General features: G+C 58.2%; 16 protein-coding genes. 5 read left to right on the top strand and 11 right to left on the bottom strand.

The genetic code is table 11. The features are described 5' to 3' along the window. Positions 1-20: 20 nt before the first annotated feature. Genes ABFT80_RS02755 through ABFT80_RS02745 form a run of 3 tightly spaced genes read right to left on the bottom strand, consistent with a single transcriptional unit; the run spans position 21 to position 2097 of the window. Positions 21-1334, bottom strand: a complete 1314-nt coding sequence (locus ABFT80_RS02755; RefSeq protein ID WP_347970324.1) for an MFS transporter — start codon at positions 1332-1334, stop codon at positions 21-23. Further along, complete coding sequence (locus ABFT80_RS02750) at positions 1334-1609, bottom strand: metal-sensing transcriptional repressor (protein WP_347970323.1); 276 nt, start codon at positions 1607-1609, stop codon at positions 1334-1336. Before ABFT80_RS02750 ends, ABFT80_RS02755 begins: the two co-directional genes overlap by 1 nt. 44 nt (positions 1610-1653) lie before the next feature. Then, positions 1654-2097, bottom strand: coding sequence for a class I SAM-dependent methyltransferase (locus ABFT80_RS02745; protein ID WP_347970820.1), 444 nt, complete (start codon positions 2095-2097; stop codon positions 1654-1656). A 95-nt stretch (positions 2098-2192) separates the two neighbouring features. Between ABFT80_RS02745 and ABFT80_RS02740 the strand changes: the two genes are divergently transcribed. From ABFT80_RS02740 to ABFT80_RS02720, 5 genes are all read left to right on the top strand, one after another. Next, on the top strand, positions 2193-2903 hold the full coding sequence (locus tag ABFT80_RS02740; protein WP_347970322.1) for an endonuclease III domain-containing protein: 711 nt from the start codon (positions 2193-2195) through the stop codon (positions 2901-2903). Between the two features lie 12 nt (positions 2904-2915). Further along, complete coding sequence (locus ABFT80_RS02735; RefSeq protein ID WP_347970321.1) at positions 2916-3782, top strand: phosphotransferase family protein; 867 nt, start codon at positions 2916-2918, stop codon at positions 3780-3782. 131 nt (positions 3783-3913) lie between these two features. Beyond that, positions 3914-5170 carry a glycosyltransferase family 4 protein gene (locus ABFT80_RS02730; protein ID WP_347970320.1) on the top strand — a complete coding sequence of 419 codons (1257 nt, stop codon included), beginning with the start codon at positions 3914-3916 and terminating at the stop codon, positions 5168-5170. Then, positions 5167-5784 carry an LbetaH domain-containing protein gene (locus ABFT80_RS02725; RefSeq protein WP_347970319.1) on the top strand — a complete coding sequence of 206 codons (618 nt, stop codon included), beginning with the start codon at positions 5167-5169 and terminating at the stop codon, positions 5782-5784. The genes ABFT80_RS02730 and ABFT80_RS02725 overlap by 4 nt, the downstream gene beginning before the upstream one ends. Further along, the gene (locus tag ABFT80_RS02720; protein WP_347970318.1) at positions 5784-6995 is read left to right on the top strand and encodes a glycosyltransferase; all 1212 of its coding nucleotides are present in this window, start codon (positions 5784-5786) and stop codon (positions 6993-6995) included. Before ABFT80_RS02725 ends, ABFT80_RS02720 begins: the two co-directional genes overlap by 1 nt. 75 nt (positions 6996-7070) lie before the next feature. On the opposite strand, the gene ABFT80_RS02715 is transcribed toward ABFT80_RS02720, so the two are convergent. The 8 genes from ABFT80_RS02715 to ABFT80_RS02680 all read right to left on the bottom strand — a co-directional run bounded on the left by ABFT80_RS02715 (position 7071) and on the right by ABFT80_RS02680 (position 15871). Continuing rightward, complete coding sequence (locus ABFT80_RS02715; protein WP_347970317.1) at positions 7071-7466, bottom strand: F0F1 ATP synthase subunit epsilon; 396 nt, start codon at positions 7464-7466, stop codon at positions 7071-7073. Positions 7467-7562: 96 nt separating this feature from the next. Beyond that, positions 7563-9176, bottom strand: coding sequence for a F0F1 ATP synthase subunit beta (gene atpD, locus ABFT80_RS02710; RefSeq protein ID WP_347970316.1), 1614 nt, complete (start codon positions 9174-9176; stop codon positions 7563-7565). 74 nt (positions 9177-9250) lie between these two features. Continuing rightward, positions 9251-10135, bottom strand: coding sequence for a F0F1 ATP synthase subunit gamma (locus tag ABFT80_RS02705; RefSeq protein ID WP_347970315.1), 885 nt, complete (start codon positions 10133-10135; stop codon positions 9251-9253). 35 nt (positions 10136-10170) lie between these two features. After that, on the bottom strand, positions 10171-11700 hold the full coding sequence (gene atpA, locus ABFT80_RS02700) for a F0F1 ATP synthase subunit alpha (RefSeq protein WP_347970314.1): 1530 nt from the start codon (positions 11698-11700) through the stop codon (positions 10171-10173). Continuing rightward, positions 11700-12260, bottom strand: coding sequence for a F0F1 ATP synthase subunit delta (locus ABFT80_RS02695; RefSeq protein WP_347970313.1), 561 nt, complete (start codon positions 12258-12260; stop codon positions 11700-11702). The genes atpA and ABFT80_RS02695 overlap by 1 nt, the downstream gene beginning before the upstream one ends. A gap of 229 nt (positions 12261-12489) precedes the next feature. Continuing rightward, entirely contained in the window at positions 12490-12885 is a 396-nt protein-coding gene (locus ABFT80_RS02690) for an AGROH133_08824 family phage infection protein (protein WP_347970312.1), read from the bottom strand. A gap of 97 nt (positions 12886-12982) precedes the next feature. Continuing rightward, positions 12983-13678 (bottom strand): aspartate/glutamate racemase family protein, encoded by a 696-nt coding sequence (locus ABFT80_RS02685; protein ID WP_347970311.1) that lies wholly within the window; start codon positions 13676-13678, stop codon positions 12983-12985. A gap of 9 nt (positions 13679-13687) precedes the next feature. Continuing rightward, positions 13688-15871, bottom strand: a complete 2184-nt coding sequence (locus ABFT80_RS02680; RefSeq protein ID WP_347970310.1) for a primosomal protein N' — start codon at positions 15869-15871, stop codon at positions 13688-13690. Positions 15872-15881: the final 10 nt, after the last annotated feature.

Genomic DNA, 15881 nt, shown 5'->3' with positions numbered 1-15881 from the left:
GGCCAGAGAACTTCTGGCCCTTAGCGTTCGCGTGGCCAAACGGCATGCATATCGTCGATCACGAAAGCATGTGCATGCCGCCGCCCGTGACCGATCCCCGAAAGATGCGGATGATTGTCCGGCAGGTCGTCATGCGTATGTTCGACGCTGTCGGGGTCGTCAGCCGGCCAGACCAGCATAGCGACAGCCAATGAAAGCCCGGCAAGAAGCGCAAGCAGCATAGCCACAAACGGAAGGCCGACACTGGCACCTGCCCAGCCGGCGAGCGGATAGGCGATCAGCCAGCAGGCATGCGAAAGCGCAAACTGCGCAGCAAACAATGCCGGGCGATCTTCCGGGTTTGCGGAGCGTCGAAGCAATCGGCCGGATGGCGTCTGCGCCAGCGAATAACCGACACCTAGCACCAGCCATAGTGGCAGCAACCATCCGTAGGATGACAATGTTGCCGCGCCAAGCGTTCCTGCGGCGAGTAGGGCACCGCCCGCCAGCATTGCAGTGCGATCAGCAATGCGTTCCAGAAGTCCTGGCAGAAACAGAGCTGCAATCATCGAGCCGCCGCCAAATGCCGCCAGCGCCAAAGCGGTACGGTTCTGATCAAGGCCGAAGGCGCCCTGCACGTAAACGACTGTATTCACGATCACCAATGCTCCCGCTGACGACACACCCAGATTGACGGCCAGCAGACCACGCAGACGCGGCGTTGCCAGATATATGCGAAGCCCGCGCGTGGTTCGGTCGTAGATGCCGCGCAGCTTTGATGGCTTAGGGCTCGGAAGCGCCACGGAAATCACCAGCGCGGCTGAAGCAAGGAACCCGACGACTGTCCCCGCAAACAGATTGTGAAAACTGATGATTGTCAAAAGCACTGCCGCGAGCATCGGGCTGATCAGGCTCTCCAGATCATAGGCGAGCCGCGAGAGCGACAGCGCCCGCGTATAGTCTTTCTCATCCGGCAAAACGTCTGGAATGGTGGCCTGAAATGTCGGGGTAAACGCGGCTGAAGCCGATTGCAGCACGAAGATCAACAGATAGACCTGCCAGATTTCGGTGACGAACGGCAGGAACAGAGCAACACCGGCGCGAACCAGATCGAGCGTCACCAGCATGCCCCGGCGCGGCAGACGCTCTGCAAAAGCCGAGGCGATGGGCGCGACACCGACATAGGCGATCATCTTTATGGCCAACGCGGTGCCGAGCACTGCACCTGCCTCATCGCCTGCCAGATCGAACGCGAGAAGACCGAGCGCCACCGTCGCCAGTCCGGTTCCGATCAGAGCAATAATCTGCGCAAAGAAAAGGTGGCGGTAGGTGCGGCTTTGAAGAATTTCCAGCATCAAAGATACTTCGCGATTTCCTTGAACTCATCCACCGCGCCACGTTTTTCGCGCGACAACGGCCCGACTGCATCTTCAAGACAGTGATCGAGATGATCGTGGATCAATGTCTTCTTCGCCTGCGACAGCGCCTTCTCGACGGCATGGAGTTGCTGAGCAACGTCGAGGCAGGGCCGCCCGCCTTCGATCATTGCGATAACGCTTCGGAGGTGGCCTTCGGCGCGCTTCAGCCGTTTGACGATAGCGGGATGCGAGGCGTGAACATGATCGGTCATACGCAATTGCTATCCCCCTGGTAGGGATAGGTCAATAGATTTTCCTAGCCTTGCGGAGAGAGAAAGCAAGATATCTCTTGTAGCGGATCACCACCGTCTATGAATAATCTGCCATCGGGAACAAGTGCGGCCGCAATTCGCTGACGGGCGCGATGCTCGTTTTCCGGGTGACGTCCGTCCAGCACGCCTACACGAACCGCAAAAGCAATATCGCAACGAGCTTCACCAGTTGCCAGCTCAAAATCTTCAATCGCGATGTGGCGAAAGCTCAGTCTGCCGGCTTCAATTTCTGAAACTGATGCCGACTTGGCTTGCGCGATAGCCTTGGCAGACCGGTCGATCCCAAGGACATGACCACGCCCGATACGAGCGGCGATCTCGCGCGCCGCGGCACCTGGCCCGCATCCGATTTCAAGCACGCGCATGCCTTCGGCAATCGGCAGAGCGTTCACAATCGCCTTCAGCCTGGGCGACAATATATTCGCCATCCGCGTTCTTTCACCGGCCGCCATTCCGGCAAAAGATATTACGGAAAACGACTCAAGGCAATTGCAATGTTCTTTGTTTGTTCTTATTATGAATTATGCAAGAGATATTCGATTTCGGTGCTCGTGCAGATATTACGCTGCTGCGCGACACTCTTCGCCCTGTCAGCCCGCAGCGTGAAATTTTTCGCCGCGCACCCATCGGCCAGTTGGTAAAGTCGATGATCAGCAGCCGAACAAAGGATGCCGATTCCCTCGCTGCCTATGAGAACCTGACCCGAAAATATCCGACATGGATCGATCTTTTGCTGGCGGAACCTGAAGAAATCGAGGCTACTATTGCCATTGTAAGCTATGCCGATCGAAAGGCTGGTCAGGTCAAGCAAACACTTAATCAAATCCATGAAGGCCACCCCGATTTCGACCTCACATTTCTCGGGCATATGACCGTTGATCAAGCGCTCGATTGGCTTGAACGCCTACCAGGCGTCGGCCGGAAGGTGGCAGCATCAACCTTGAATTTCAGCACTCTGAACATGCCGGCATTTGTCGTCGACACGCATGTTATGCGGGTCTTGCAGCGTTTTGGAATCGCCCCGATGAACGCCGATATTGAAAGGACTTACACTTGCGTGATGGCCGCGACTGTTGGATGGTCTCCCTTCGAACTTGTGGAGCTGCACGTAGTAACCAAACTTCTCGGTCAAGCAGTTTGCCATTTCCGACGCCCGGACTGCAGAGTTTGCCCGCTCGCCGATCATTGCCAATACGCTTTTCACCATAGAGACGATTCACTTCCATCCATTTGAAACAATTCTCGCATGACAGATCAGATTCCAGCCGAGTTCCAGACAGCCATACTCAAAGATTTTCCGGAACTTGCCGGAGGCAAATTTTCTCTTCTGACGAAAGGCTGGCATTCAATCGCGATCGATGTCGATGATCGCATGATGTTCAAATTCCCGCGTCACGAACAGGCCGAGAAGGCATTGCGCAAGGAAGCGCGCCTGCTTGAAATCGTCAGGCCAGCGGTTTCCCTGCCCATACCCGATCTAGCGCTTCATCAAGGCCCGCCCTTGTTTTCCAGTCATCAGAAACTGAAGGGCGATCATCTTGTCACAGCACAATATGAAACCCTGCCGGAGCAAGCTCGACAATGGCTCGCAGCCGAAATGGCGCGCTTTTATGCAGAGCTTCATGCCCTCGACAAAGACAGGATGAAAGATGCAGGCGCGTCTTCTATCGAAGCCTGGGTGCCCGCCGAAAATATCCTGAAGCAGATAGCGCCGGTTCTTCCCAGGCAACTGACCGTTTTTGCGGAAAAGACTATCGACGCTTTCCAACGTCTTGAGCCAGATCCTTACGGACACACCTACGGCTTCTTCGACGGGCATGGCTGGAACATGGCTTTCGACCACACGAGCCAGACATTGAACGGAATTTATGACTTTGCGGATTCGGGTTTTGGCCCGCTGCATCAGGAATTCATCTATTCCAGTCTCATTTCAGCGGACCTCACGGCGCGCATCGTAAACGAGTATGAGCAAATTACCGGATGCCATCTGGACCGCCAGCGCATCCGCATTCTCACCGGCGTCCATCGCCTTTCCGAATTGGCAGAACTTGCCGATGACCCTGAACATGTGCCGATGATGCTGAAATTTCTCGAGCAATGGGCCGCGCAGTAAAAGGACATCCTCCTTTCAAACGTGCCGTTTACGTCCTTTGCCCAGCTTGTCCATTACCGGCACCTGCTGCCAGATGATGCCATCCCGACTGCTGTCCAGTTCGGGTATCATCTGAGCGGGGAGAGAGGATTTTGCTTCAGGAAACCGTCGTCGTCAGCCAGACCGGCGCGCGCATGCATTACGCGGTGCCGCGCATTCTGAACGAGATGGGCAAGCTCGAACGGCTCTACACTGATGTCTGCGCGGTAAAGGATTGGCCGCGTATGCTGGCTGCGTTGCCGAAAAGCATTCAGCCCGGAGGTTTGCGCCGCCTGTCCGGTCGAATACCGCTCGGCATTTCGCCGCGCCGGATAACAGCATTTTCCACGATGGGTTTCTACTATGTGATGCAGCGCATGCGCCATGCGAGCCGCGCCGACGAAACCCGTCTCGCGCTGCTTCTCGCCGAGCGGTTTTCAAAAAACGTCGTGCGAAGCGGTTTTGGAAGTGCGAGCGGATTCTATGGAATTGCAGGCGAATGCCTTGAACAACTGATCTCCGCAAAGCAGGCCGGCCTCTGGACGATTGTCGAGCAGATCATCGCGCCGAGGCAAATCGTGGACCGTCTTGTGGAAGGCGAAGCCAAACGGTTTCCGCAATGGGGAAGTCAGCTTGATGATGATCCCTTTGCAGACGATTTCGCAAATCGCGAGAAAGCGGAGTGGGCGGTCGCAGACGTCATAATCTGCCCTTCCGAATTCGTTCGCCAATCCGTCGAGGACGTCGGCGGGCCAGTCCATAAGTGCGTCGTCGTGCCTTACGGCATCGATTACAGCTTCGAACCTAGGCCAACGCGCGCGGCTACGCCAAAGCTTCGGGTGGTGACAGTCGGCGCAGTCGGTTTGCGCAAAGGGTCACCTTACGTTTTGGAGGCGGCCCGTCTCATGGGCGGCAAGGCCGAGTTTCGGATGGTCGGGCCGATAGGCGTTTCTGGCGCTCTCAGGGAGGAGCTTGGCAAGGCCGTCGATCTTCGCGGCGTGGTGCCGCGCGCCGAAGTGCGAAACCATTATGACTGGGCCGATGTTTTTCTTCTGCCCACCGTCTGCGAAGGCTCCGCCACGGTGACTTACGAAGCGCTCGCCGCCGGGCTGCCCGTTGTCACGACACCGAATGCGGGCAGCGTTGTCCGCTCTGGCATGGACGGCTTCGTCGTGCCGCTTGGCGACACACAGGCAATCGTCGAGGCACTGAACACGCTGCATCGCGACCGGGCAATGCTGACTTCGATGTCGGTTTCAGCACGCATACGTGCTGCCGATTATGACCTGACCGGCTACCGCCGCCGCCTTCAGTCCGCACTTGCCTTGGCGGCAAAATCACCGGCAGCCAATCTGGACGCAGTTCGATGACCCATGCGCTCAACAACGGCTTGCAAAGACCCGTCAACAAGGCCACACCGCTCGCGGCCGGTAAACGCAGCCCGAAGGAAGGCGGCGCGACCTACCCGTTGAGCAACCGCATCTACCGTGCATTGTGGATGGTGACCTGGCGGCTCGCGGCTTCCTGGACGCCCGCTGCATTCCATCCATGGCGCCGCTTTCTCTTGCGATCCTTCGGCGCAAAGCTCGGCCCAAATTGCGATGTGCACGGTTCAGCACGCGTATGGTTTCCGCCAAATCTCTCAATGGGCGAACGCGCTTTGCTGGCCCACGGCGTAAATTGCTACAATCTGGCGCCGATCACGCTCGGCGATTGGGCCATCGTTTCGCAAGGTGCGCATTTATGCACCGGCTCGCACGACATCGACGATCCTGATTTTCCGCTGGTGACGGCACCGATTACCATCGAAGCTCATGCATGGGTCGCCGCCGAAGCATTCGTCGCTCCGGGCGTTACGATCGGTGAAGGTGCAGTGCTCGCAGCCCGCTCGGTAACAGCCCGCGACCTCTTGCCATGGACTGTCTATGCGGGAAACCCCGCCTCCCCGCGGCGCCAACGCACCCGGCATTCGGGCCGCAAGTGATGAATATCTGGCACTTCTGCCCGTCTCCTGTCGACGTCTCTCGCGAGCAGGGTGGCGTGGCCAATGTCGTTCGTGCGCTGGCAATGGAGCATGCAGCCTCAGGCATCTCCACGACAATCATCTGCGGAGATCACGAACTCGGCAGGAAAAGCCAGGAAATCGGCATTACCAAACCGATGCCGCAACTCAGAATTCAGACTGTCGCACAGCGCGCCAATCCGGCCCTCGGACCTGTCGCGGAGTTGAGACGCATCATCGATGGTATGCCGGATGACGGCATAGCTCATGTCCATACCTGCTTCAGCGCCTTCACGGATGTCGCGATGCTGTCCCTTCGAAGGCGTAAAATTCCGCTCGTCTTCTCACCGCATGGCAAATTGAGTGCCGCAATGCTGAAGAAAAGAGCCTTGACCAAATGGCTCTGGTGGCAGCTTCTTTCGAAAACCAACGTTGCGAAGGCAGACTGCATCGGACTGTTTGCAGAAACCGAAAAGGAAGAGATGCGATCGCTTGGCCTAGCAACACCAAGCGCCATCATTCAGAACGGCTACGCCGCGCCATCATCCGATGCCTGGAAACACGACAAACCATTGATCGATGGCGAATATATTATCTATCTCGGTTATCTCGACCCTCGCAAACAACCGGATTTGTTGATCCGCGCATTTGCGAAAACCGAGATAAGCAAACGCATACGCCTCGTGCTTGTAGGGCCTGATGGCTACGGTTTTGGCGAAACACTCCGCCAGGAGGCAAAACGGCTCGGCGTAGAAGATCGTGTGGTTTTCTACGGTCCGGCCTATGGCATCGACAAATGGAATCTTCTGACGAATGCTGCCTGCCTATGCCTGCCAAGCCTTGCGGAAGGAATGCCGCTGGTGCTTGCTGAAGCCTTAGGCGCCGGTACTCCGAGCCTTTTCTCGGCTGCCTGCAATGCGGGAGCAATCGCGAAAGCGGGTGCCGGCACGGAAATCCCGGACAATACAGAAGACGCATGGACCAATGCCATCAACGCCGCATTCAGCGATCCGATGCACTTGTCGAGCATGAGAAACGCCGCCGAGAATGCCCGAAAAGACTTCTCATGGCATGGCATCGCCACACGATGGACCGAGGTCTATCGACAGCTTCACGCCCAAAAAGCCAGCTCGGAGAAAGCCTTACTGCCGATCAATCGCAAAGGAAGTTTCCAATTGCGCCGGGTGGATTGAATTCAGCTTATGAATTATCTGGAAAACAAAAAAACCGGCCACAAGGACCGGCTTTTCTTAAAATAAGAAGGCTTTTTAGAGCGCGCGTTCTAGCGTCGTGAGCTGGGCCAGATACTCTTCGGCCTTGGTCTTCGACTGATCGTCCTTTGCATCCGCCAGATCTTCGCGCGCATCCTGGATGCGGCTCGTCAAATCTTCCTTATTGATGTCGGCAACCGCGATTGCAGATTCTGCAAGCAGCGTGCAGCCCGAAGGAAGGATGTCGGCAAAGCCGCCGAAAACCACGTAGCGATCTTCGCGGCCAGCGAGCTTCACCGTAACCACACCCGGCTGGATGGTGGTCATGACTGGAGCATGATTGGCCAGAACCGTCATTTCGCCTTCCGAGCCCGGAATGATCACGGACTCGACCTGCTCCGAAACCAGCAGGCGTTCAGGTGAAACGAGATCGAATTGGAAACTATCGGCCATATTAGTTTAGCGAATAGCGAATAGCGAATAGCGAATGCAAGTCCGCGCCGCTAACTCTATCCCTATTCGCTACTCCCTGTTCGCTATTCGCTCTGTTTAAGCGGCGTCCGCAGCCAGCTTCTGTGCCTTTTCGACGGCTTCTTCCATCGTGCCGACCATGTAGAAGGCAGCTTCTGGAAGATGATCGTATTCGCCGGCAACGAGGCCTTTGAAGCCCTTGATGGTGTCAGCGAGATCAACCAGCTTGCCAGGCGCGCCGGTGAAGATTTCAGCGACGAAGAACGGCTGCGACAGGAAGCGCTCGATCTTGCGGGCACGCGCCACGGTCAGCTTGTCCTCTTCGGAAAGCTCGTCCATGCCGAGAATGGCGATGATGTCCTGCAGCGACTTGTAACGCTGAAGCGTCTGCTGAACGTCACGTGCAACCTGGTAATGCTCTTCACCAACGATCAGCGGATCGAGCATGCGCGAGGTCGAGTCGAGCGGATCGACGGCAGGGTAGATGCCCTTTTCGGCGATCGAACGGTTGAGCGTGGTCGTCGCATCCAAGTGAGCGAACGACGTTGCAGGTGCCGGATCGGTCAAATCGTCGGCAGGAACGTAAATTGCCTGAACCGAGGTGATGGACCCCTTGGTCGTCGTGGTGATGCGTTCCTGCAGCGCGCCCATGTCGGTCGCCAGCGTCGGCTGATAACCCACAGCGGAAGGAATACGGCCGAGAAGTGCGGACACTTCCGAACCAGCCTGCGTGAAGCGGAAGATGTTGTCCACGAAGAACAGAACGTCCTGGCCTTCGTCGCGGAAATATTCAGCAACCGTCAGACCCGTCAGAGCGACGCGTGCGCGCGCACCCGGCGGCTCGTTCATCTGACCGTAAACGAGTGCTGCCTTCGAGCCTTCGCCGCCGCCCTTCTTGTTGACGCCGGATTCGATGAACTCGTGATAGAGATCGTTGCCTTCGCGGGTGCGTTCACCCACGCCAGCGAATACCGAGTAACCACCATGCGCCTTGGCGATGTTGTTGATCAGTTCCTGAATGAGAACGGTTTTGCCAACGCCAGCGCCGCCGAACAGGCCGATCTTGCCACCCTTTGCGTAAGGCGCGAGAAGGTCGAGAACCTTGATACCGGTGACGAGGATTTCGGATTCCGTCGACTGCTCGACATATTCCGGAGCTGGCTGGTGAATGCCGCGCATTTCCGTCGCGACGACCGGGCCTTCTTCATCAATCGGCTCGCCGATGACGTTGACGATGCGGCCGAGCATCTGCGGACCGACAGGAACCATGATCGAGGAGCCGGTGTCGACAACCTTCTGACCGCGAACGAGACCTTCTGTCGAGTCCATCGCGATGGTGCGGACGGTGTTTTCGCCGAGATGCTGTGCAACTTCGAGAACCAGACGCTGACCATTATTGTCGGTCTCGAGCGCGTTCAGAATTGCCGGCAGATTGTCGCCGAACTGAACGTCCACGACAGCGCCGATAACCTGACGGATCTGGCCAACCGAGCCGGAGCCGAGCTTTACGGCTGCAGCCTTTGCAGCAGGTGCTGCGCGCTTTGCCGGAGCTGCGGCTTTCGCAGGCGCAGCAGCTTTAGCCGGTGCGGCCGCCTTGGCAGCAGTCGTCTTCTTCACAGCCGGAGCCTTCGCTGGCGCCGCTGCCGCCTTGGGGGCGGCGGGTGCCTTTTTCGGGGTCGCTGCTTTCGCCATCCTTTTTACCCTTTTTCGTCCGTTTGTTTAGTCGCGCGGTTCTACCCAAAGCCTTTTGCCTTGGAACCCCGCCTCTAGAGCGCTTCGGCGCCCGAAATGATTTCGATCAGTTCTTTGGTAATCTGAGCCTGACGCTGACGGTTATACGTGATCGACAGCTTGTTGATCATGTCACCGGCATTGCGCGTCGCATTGTCCATCGCGCTCATCTTCGCGCCCATTTCACCGGCAGCGTTTTCGAGCAATGCCCGGAAAATCTGCACCGAAATGTTGCGCGGAATGAGGTCGGCGAGGATTTCGCTTGGCTCAGGTTCATATTCGTAGACCGCGCCCCCTGCAGCTTCCGCCTCGGAGGCATCCGCGGGAACAGCAGCCGGGATGATCTGCAGTGCGGTCGGCACCTGGCTGATCACCGACTTGAATTCCGAGTAGAACAGCGTGCATACGTCGAACTGGCCTTCGTTGAAAAGCCCGATCACCTTCTTGGCGATCGCATCGGCATTGACGAAGCCGAGCGTCTTCACTTCACGCAGATCGACACGATCGATGATCAGACTGGAGTAATCGCGGCGAAGGATGTCGTAACCCTTCTTGCCGACGGTTACGATCTTGACCGTCTTGCCCGCAGCCAGAAGCCGGCGGGCATGATCGCGTGCAAAACGTGCAATCTGCGAATTGAAACCGCCGCAAAGGCCGCGCTCTGCCGTGCAGACCACGAGCAGGTGCACGTCGTCCTTACCGGTGCCGGTCATCAACGCAGGCGCATCGCCGTCACCGCCGACAGCCTGAGTGATGTTCGCGAGAACGGCACCCATGCGCTGCGAATAAGGACGCGCCGCTTCCGCCGCTTCCTGTGCACGGCGCAGCTTCGCCGCGGCGACCATCTGCATCGCCTTGGTGATTTTCTGCGTCGCCTTGACCGAGGCGATACGGTTACGAAGGTCTTTTAGTGAAGCCATGCCTCAACCCTGATCCTTATGCCCGCTTGGAGCCTCTATGCGAAGCTCTTTGCGAAGGCGTCGATCTGTGCCTTGAGCTTGGAGCGAAGGTCGTCCGAAAGCGCCTTCTCCTTGCGGATGGCGTCGAGAACGTCCTTGCCGTCCGAATGCATGTGCGACAGCAGACCCTGCTCGAACTTGCCGACCTGATTGACAGGGATCTTGTCGAGGTAGCCGTTGACGCCGGCAAAAATCACCGCGACCTGCTCTTCGGTCTTCAGCGGCGAGAACTGCGGCTGCTTCAGAAGTTCAGTCAGACGTGCACCGCGGTTGAGCAGGCGCTGGGTGGAGGCGTCCAGATCGGAGCCGAACTGCGCGAAGGCAGCCATTTCACGATACTGAGCGAGCTCGCCCTTGATGGAGCCCGCAACCTGCTTCATCGCCTTGACCTGTGCGGCCGAACCGACGCGGGAAACCGAGAGACCGACGTTCACGGCAGGACGGATGCCCTGGAAGAACAGGTTGGTTTCAAGGAAGATCTGGCCGTCGGTGATCGAGATCACGTTGGTCGGAATGTAGGCCGAAACGTCGTTGGCCTGCGTTTCGATGACCGGCAGAGCCGTCAGCGAGCCATTGCCATTGTCGTCGTTGAGCTTTGCAGCACGCTCGAGGAGACGCGAGTGCAGATAGAAAACGTCGCCCGGATAAGCTTCGCGGCCCGGCGGACGGCGCAGAAGAAGCGACATCTGGCGGTATGCGACGGCCTGCTTGGAAAGATCGTCGTAAGCGATAAGGGCATGCTGGCCATTGTCGCGGAAATATTCAGCCATTGCGCAGCCAGCCATCGGAGCGATGTACTGAAGCGGAGCAGCATCCGAAGCCGTAGCAGCGATGATGATCGAATATTCCAGCGCACCGCGCTCTTCGAGCACCTTCACGAACTGCGCGACGGTCGAACGCTTCTGGCCGATAGCGACATAAACGCAGAAAAGCTTTTCCGAATCCGGGCCGCTGTCGTGCACGGCCTTCTGGTTCAGGATCGTGTCGAGAATGATTGCGGTCTTGCCGGTCTGACGATCGCCGATGACGAGCTCGCGCTGGCCACGGCCAACCGGGATGAGCGCATCGATAGCCTTGAGGCCGGTCGACATAGGCTCATGAACCGACTTGCGCGGGATGATGCCAGGCGCCTTGACGTCGACGCGGCGACGCTCGGTTGCCTTGATCGGGCCTTTGCCGTCGATCGGATTGCCGAGACCATCGACCACGCGACCGAGAAGGCCGGGACCGACAGGAACGTCAACGATCGCGCCGGTGCGCTTGACGGTGTCGCCTTCCTTGATGTCACGGTCGGCGCCGAAAATAACCACGCCGACATTGTCGCTTTCGAGGTTAAGCGCCATGCCGCGGACGCCGCCGGGGAATTCGACCATTTCGCCGGCCTGAACATTGTCGAGGCCATAGACGCGGGCGATACCGTCACCGACGGACAGAACCTGTCCTACTTCGGAGACTTCGGCTTCCTTGCCGAAATTCTTGATCTGGTCTTTCAGAATTGCGGAAATTTCCGCGGCGCGGATGTCCATCAGCCGACCTCTTTCAGTGCAAGCTTGAGCGAATTGAGTTTGGTTTTTAGCGACGTGTCGATCTGGCGTGAGCCGAGCTTCACGATGATGCCACCGAGAAGCGTAGGATCGACCGTCACCGCGATCGATACGTCCTTGCCGGCAACGCTTTTCAGCGCGGCCTTCAATTCAGTCTGCTGGGCAGCAGTCAATGTATGTGCCGATGTAACTTCGGCTGCGACTTCACCGCGCTGCTCTGCAGCGATGCGGCGAAATGCCTTGATCATTCCCGGCACTGCGAAGAGTCGGCGATTATTCGCGACAACGCGCAGGAAATTTCCGACGAGACCAGTGATCTTCGCCTTGTCGGCGATGGCCGCGACGGCCTTTGCCTGTTCTTCAGCCGAGAAAACCGGGCTGTTGATCAGGCGCTTCAAATCTTCGCTGCCGTCAAGCAGCGCTTCGAAGCGGCCGAGATCGTTTTCGACCTTGGAAACCGACTTTGCATCGGCTGCGAGTTCGTACAGCGAACCCGCATAACGTTCGGCAACACCCGAGATTGGCGATGTAGACTGAGCCACGGACCGTCTTTTCTCTTTGTCTGACCGGTCTGAAGATTCTTGGCGCGAGCAGGAAACTCTGGCTAAATCTTTGACCTTACTGCGTTTGATTGACCGCTAGGGAGTGCATGCCGCATCCCCTCGGCCAAAAGTCGATTGCCGTCTAGCACACGCTTTTGAGAGTCGCAACACGCTGGCGAACAAGCTTTTCAAGCTGATTTGTCGCAGCCTGCGCTCAAAGGCACCGCGCTCAGGCGATGAGGCCGAAGCTGAAACCCAAGGGCAGCACGGCAAGCACGAGTTCAACGACCAGCGATACCCAGTTGTAAGGGGTGTTTCCACGATCCGAAAGCATCGAGATCACACGTCCAAACGCGGTAAACAACCAGGAAAAACCGAGCGCCATATAAAGCCAGGGCTGCGCCAGAAGAATGCAGCAGAGCCCAAGGCCGAGATAGAAACCGGACATCGTCGCCCGCCCCTCGGCAATCGCTTCGGGATGATCGGGGCGGGTCTGGAGCCTGAGAATCTTGAAAGACAGCGCTGGTGCAAAAAGCAGCATCAACCCGAACAGTACGGTGATTGCCGCCGAAGTCCACGCCAGCCACTCGCCCTGCGTGAACGGCCAGGGAAATCCAAATTCCATAATGCGTCCTCTCCAGAATCGCCGCGTCTCGCCGCCCGCATATTATCCTGCGCCCGCTGACGCACCAGAGGAAGAAAAAATACTTTGCGCAGGCGCTTCAGCTCAAAGCGAAATCTACCGCCGCCTCGGCATGTATGCGTGTCGTGTCAAAAACCGGAATATCGAAATCGCTCTCACCGATGAGCATCGTGATTTCGGTGCAGCCCATGATGACGCTGTCGATATTTTGCTCGACGCGAAGCTTGTCGATTTGCGCAATATAGGCGGCTTTCGATTCTGCATTCACTATGCCCCGGCACAATTCGTCATAAATCACGCCATGCACCATTTCGCGTCCAGCTGGGTCCGGCACGACTGCGTCGAGGCCATGCCGTTCGCGCAGCCGGCCCTTGTAGAAATCTTCTTCCATGGTGAAGCGCGTCGCCAGCAGCGCTGGCCGCGAGCAGCCTTCCCGCAGAACAGCAAGCGCCGTCGCATCGGCAATATGGATCAAAGGAATGGAAAGCTCAGCCTCGATCTCCGGGGCAAGCTTGTGCATCGTGTTGGTGCAGATAACCAAGCCTTCAGCCCCGGCGGCTTCAAGCTTACGCGCCGCGTCGATCATGATTTTCGCGGCGCCCTGCCAATCGCCCTTATGCTGAAACGCGGCGATCTGAGCAAAATCGACAGACCAAAGCAGCAATTTCGCCGAATGAAGCCCGCCGAGACGTTCGCGCACGATCTCGTTCAGATGGCGATAATAGATCGCGGTGCTTTCCCAACTCATTCCGCCAATCAGGCCAAGCGTTTTCATCAGCGGCTCCTACAAAAAACTTTGCGGATCTATGTCGATATTGACCCGAACAGAGCCGCGCACCTTCGGGCCATTGGCCGTCATGGAGCGAATAAAGCCTTGAATGTCCGAGCGCTTTTCGCCCTGGACGAGCAGCCGGAAACGATGCCGTCCGGCAATCATCGAAAGCGGCGCTTCGGCAGGCCCAAGCACATGAACATCCGCAACATCCGGCGCTGAACGTCTCAGGCCCCGTGCATGGCCTTCCGCCTCGGCACGGCTTGCAGCACTGACGATGATGCCCGCCAGCCGTCCGAATGGCGGCAGATGCGAGCGCTCCCGCTCCGCGATCTCGCGATTGTAAAACGCCTCTGCATCACCGGAAACGATCGCCCGCATGACCGGGTGGTCCGGCTGAAATGTCTGGAGCAGACCTAGGCTCTTGCGACCGGTTCGCCCGGCACGACCTGTTACCTGCGACAGAAGCTGGAATGTGCGTTCGGCAGCGCGCGGGTCGCCATTGGCCAGCCCCAAATCGGCATCGACCACGCCAACCAGCGTCATATTCGGGAAATTATGCCCCTTGGCCACCAATTGCGTGCCGATGACAATGTCGGCCTCACCATTGGCGATGGCTTCGAGTTCGAGCCGCAGGCGCTTTACGCCTCCCAGAATATCCGATGAGAGCACGATTGTTCGCGCATCGGGAAAGTGCCCAACGACTTCCTCGGCAATGCGCTCGACACCCGGCCCGCAGGCAACGAGATGATCGAACGTGCCGCAGGACGGGCACGCTTCGGGCCGTTTCTCCGTATGCCCGCATTGGTGGCAGACGAGTTGCCCGCGAAACCGATGCTCGACCAGCCAACTCGAGCAGACCGGACAGCCGAAGCGATGCCCGCAAACCCGGCAAAGCGTCAGCGGTGCATAGCCGCGCCGATTGAGAAACAGAAGCGATTGCTCGCCGCGACCCAGAGTTTCCTTGATTTGCCCAAGAAGTGCCGGTGACAGAAATCCACCCCGCGCTGGCGGCGCGCGGCGCATATCGATGGTCTTGATGTCGGGAAGTGCAGCCTCTGCGAAACGCGCGGGCAGAAGAGCACGGCCATAACGGCCCTGTTCCGCATTGACCCGGCTTTCCACCGACGGCGTCGCCGATGCCAGAACAACCGGAAAACTGCTTATTCTGGCACGCACGACCGCCATGTCGCGGGCATTGTAATAGACTCGGTCCTCCTGCTTATAGGCCGGGTCGTGCTCCTCATCGACGATGATCAGGCCGAGTTCCTTGAACGGCAGGAACAGCGCCGAGCGAGCACCCGCCACCACACGCACAGTACCTTCTGCCAATTGCCGCCAGACGCGCTCGCGGGTTCGGGGCGCGAGATCGGAATGCCATTCGGCAGGTTTTGCGCCGAAACGGTTCTGAAAACGCTCCAGAAATGCGTGCGTCAGCGCAATTTCCGGCAGCAAAATCAGGGCCTGCTTGCCTCTTTTCAGCGTTTCAGCGATCGCTTCGAAATAAACTTCGGTTTTTCCCGATCCCGTGACGCCGTCGATCAGCGTCACGCTGAAATCGTCGCGCGACGCGGCATCGCGCAATGTGACGGCCACGCTTTCCTGATCGGCGGTGAGATCGGGCAATGCATAGTCCGGGTCCGGCGCGGCAACGACGGGCCGCGGCGGGATCATTACTTTTTCGAACACGCCCTGCGCCATCAGCCCATCGACCACTGTGGACGATACGCCTGCCGCATGGGCGAGACCGGAACGGGTCCAGGCAAGTCCGTCATGCGCGGTTTCCAGAACACGCTGCCGCGCGGATGTCACGCGGTCAGGCTCGGTCGCAGTACGCTGCAACCCTTCGATCCAGGGTTCCGGATCGAATGCGGCAGGTGCGCGCAAAATCATTCGCGCAACCATTCCGGGCGGCGAAAGCGTGTATTGCGAAAGCCAATCGACGAAGCGGCGCATCGGCTCATCCACCGGCGGGCAATCGAAGACTTCCGAGATCGGTCGCAGCTTTTTCGGATCGACAGCTCCGCCATCGCCATCCCAGACAATGCCTGCGACTTCGCGAGGCCCAAGCGGCACGCGCACGATGGAACCCGGTACAACCGACATGCCGTCCGGCACGGCATAGGTGTAAGGGCGCTCCGCCGGCATCGGCACGAGAACGGGCACCGCGCGCTTTTCGTTCGAATCTTGTCTCATGAGGCGTGAC

Source organism: Foliimonas ilicis (assembly GCF_039939195.1).
Lineage (GTDB): Bacteria > Pseudomonadota > Alphaproteobacteria > Rhizobiales > Rhizobiaceae > Foliimonas > Foliimonas ilicis.
This window is presented reverse-complemented; position numbering and strand designations above follow the sequence as displayed.

Coding starts and splice junctions, on each gene's coding strand:
- ABFT80_RS02755 (WP_347970324.1), bottom strand. CDS start 1,334: ATGCTGGAAATTCTTCAAAGCCGCACCTACCGCCACCTTTTCTTTGCG.
- ABFT80_RS02750 (WP_347970323.1), bottom strand. CDS start 1,609: ATGACCGATCATGTTCACGCCTCGCATCCCGCTATCGTCAAACGGCTG.
- ABFT80_RS02745 (WP_347970820.1), bottom strand. CDS start 2,097: ATGGCGAATATATTGTCGCCCAGGCTGAAGGCGATTGTGAACGCTCTG.
- ABFT80_RS02740 (WP_347970322.1), top strand. CDS start 2,193: ATGCAAGAGATATTCGATTTCGGTGCTCGTGCAGATATTACGCTGCTG.
- ABFT80_RS02735 (WP_347970321.1), top strand. CDS start 2,916: ATGACAGATCAGATTCCAGCCGAGTTCCAGACAGCCATACTCAAAGAT.
- ABFT80_RS02725 (WP_347970319.1), top strand. CDS start 5,167: ATGACCCATGCGCTCAACAACGGCTTGCAAAGACCCGTCAACAAGGCC.
- ABFT80_RS02720 (WP_347970318.1), top strand. CDS start 5,784: ATGAATATCTGGCACTTCTGCCCGTCTCCTGTCGACGTCTCTCGCGAG.
- ABFT80_RS02715 (WP_347970317.1), bottom strand. CDS start 7,466: ATGGCCGATAGTTTCCAATTCGATCTCGTTTCACCTGAACGCCTGCTG.
- atpD (WP_347970316.1), bottom strand. CDS start 9,176: ATGGCGAAAGCAGCGACCCCGAAAAAGGCACCCGCCGCCCCCAAGGCG.
- ABFT80_RS02705 (WP_347970315.1), bottom strand. CDS start 10,135: ATGGCTTCACTAAAAGACCTTCGTAACCGTATCGCCTCGGTCAAGGCG.
- atpA (WP_347970314.1), bottom strand. CDS start 11,700: ATGGACATCCGCGCCGCGGAAATTTCCGCAATTCTGAAAGACCAGATC.
- ABFT80_RS02690 (WP_347970312.1), bottom strand. CDS start 12,885: ATGGAATTTGGATTTCCCTGGCCGTTCACGCAGGGCGAGTGGCTGGCG.
- ABFT80_RS02685 (WP_347970311.1), bottom strand. CDS start 13,678: ATGAAAACGCTTGGCCTGATTGGCGGAATGAGTTGGGAAAGCACCGCG.
- ABFT80_RS02680 (WP_347970310.1), bottom strand. CDS start 15,871: ATGAGACAAGATTCGAACGAAAAGCGCGCGGTGCCCGTTCTCGTGCCG.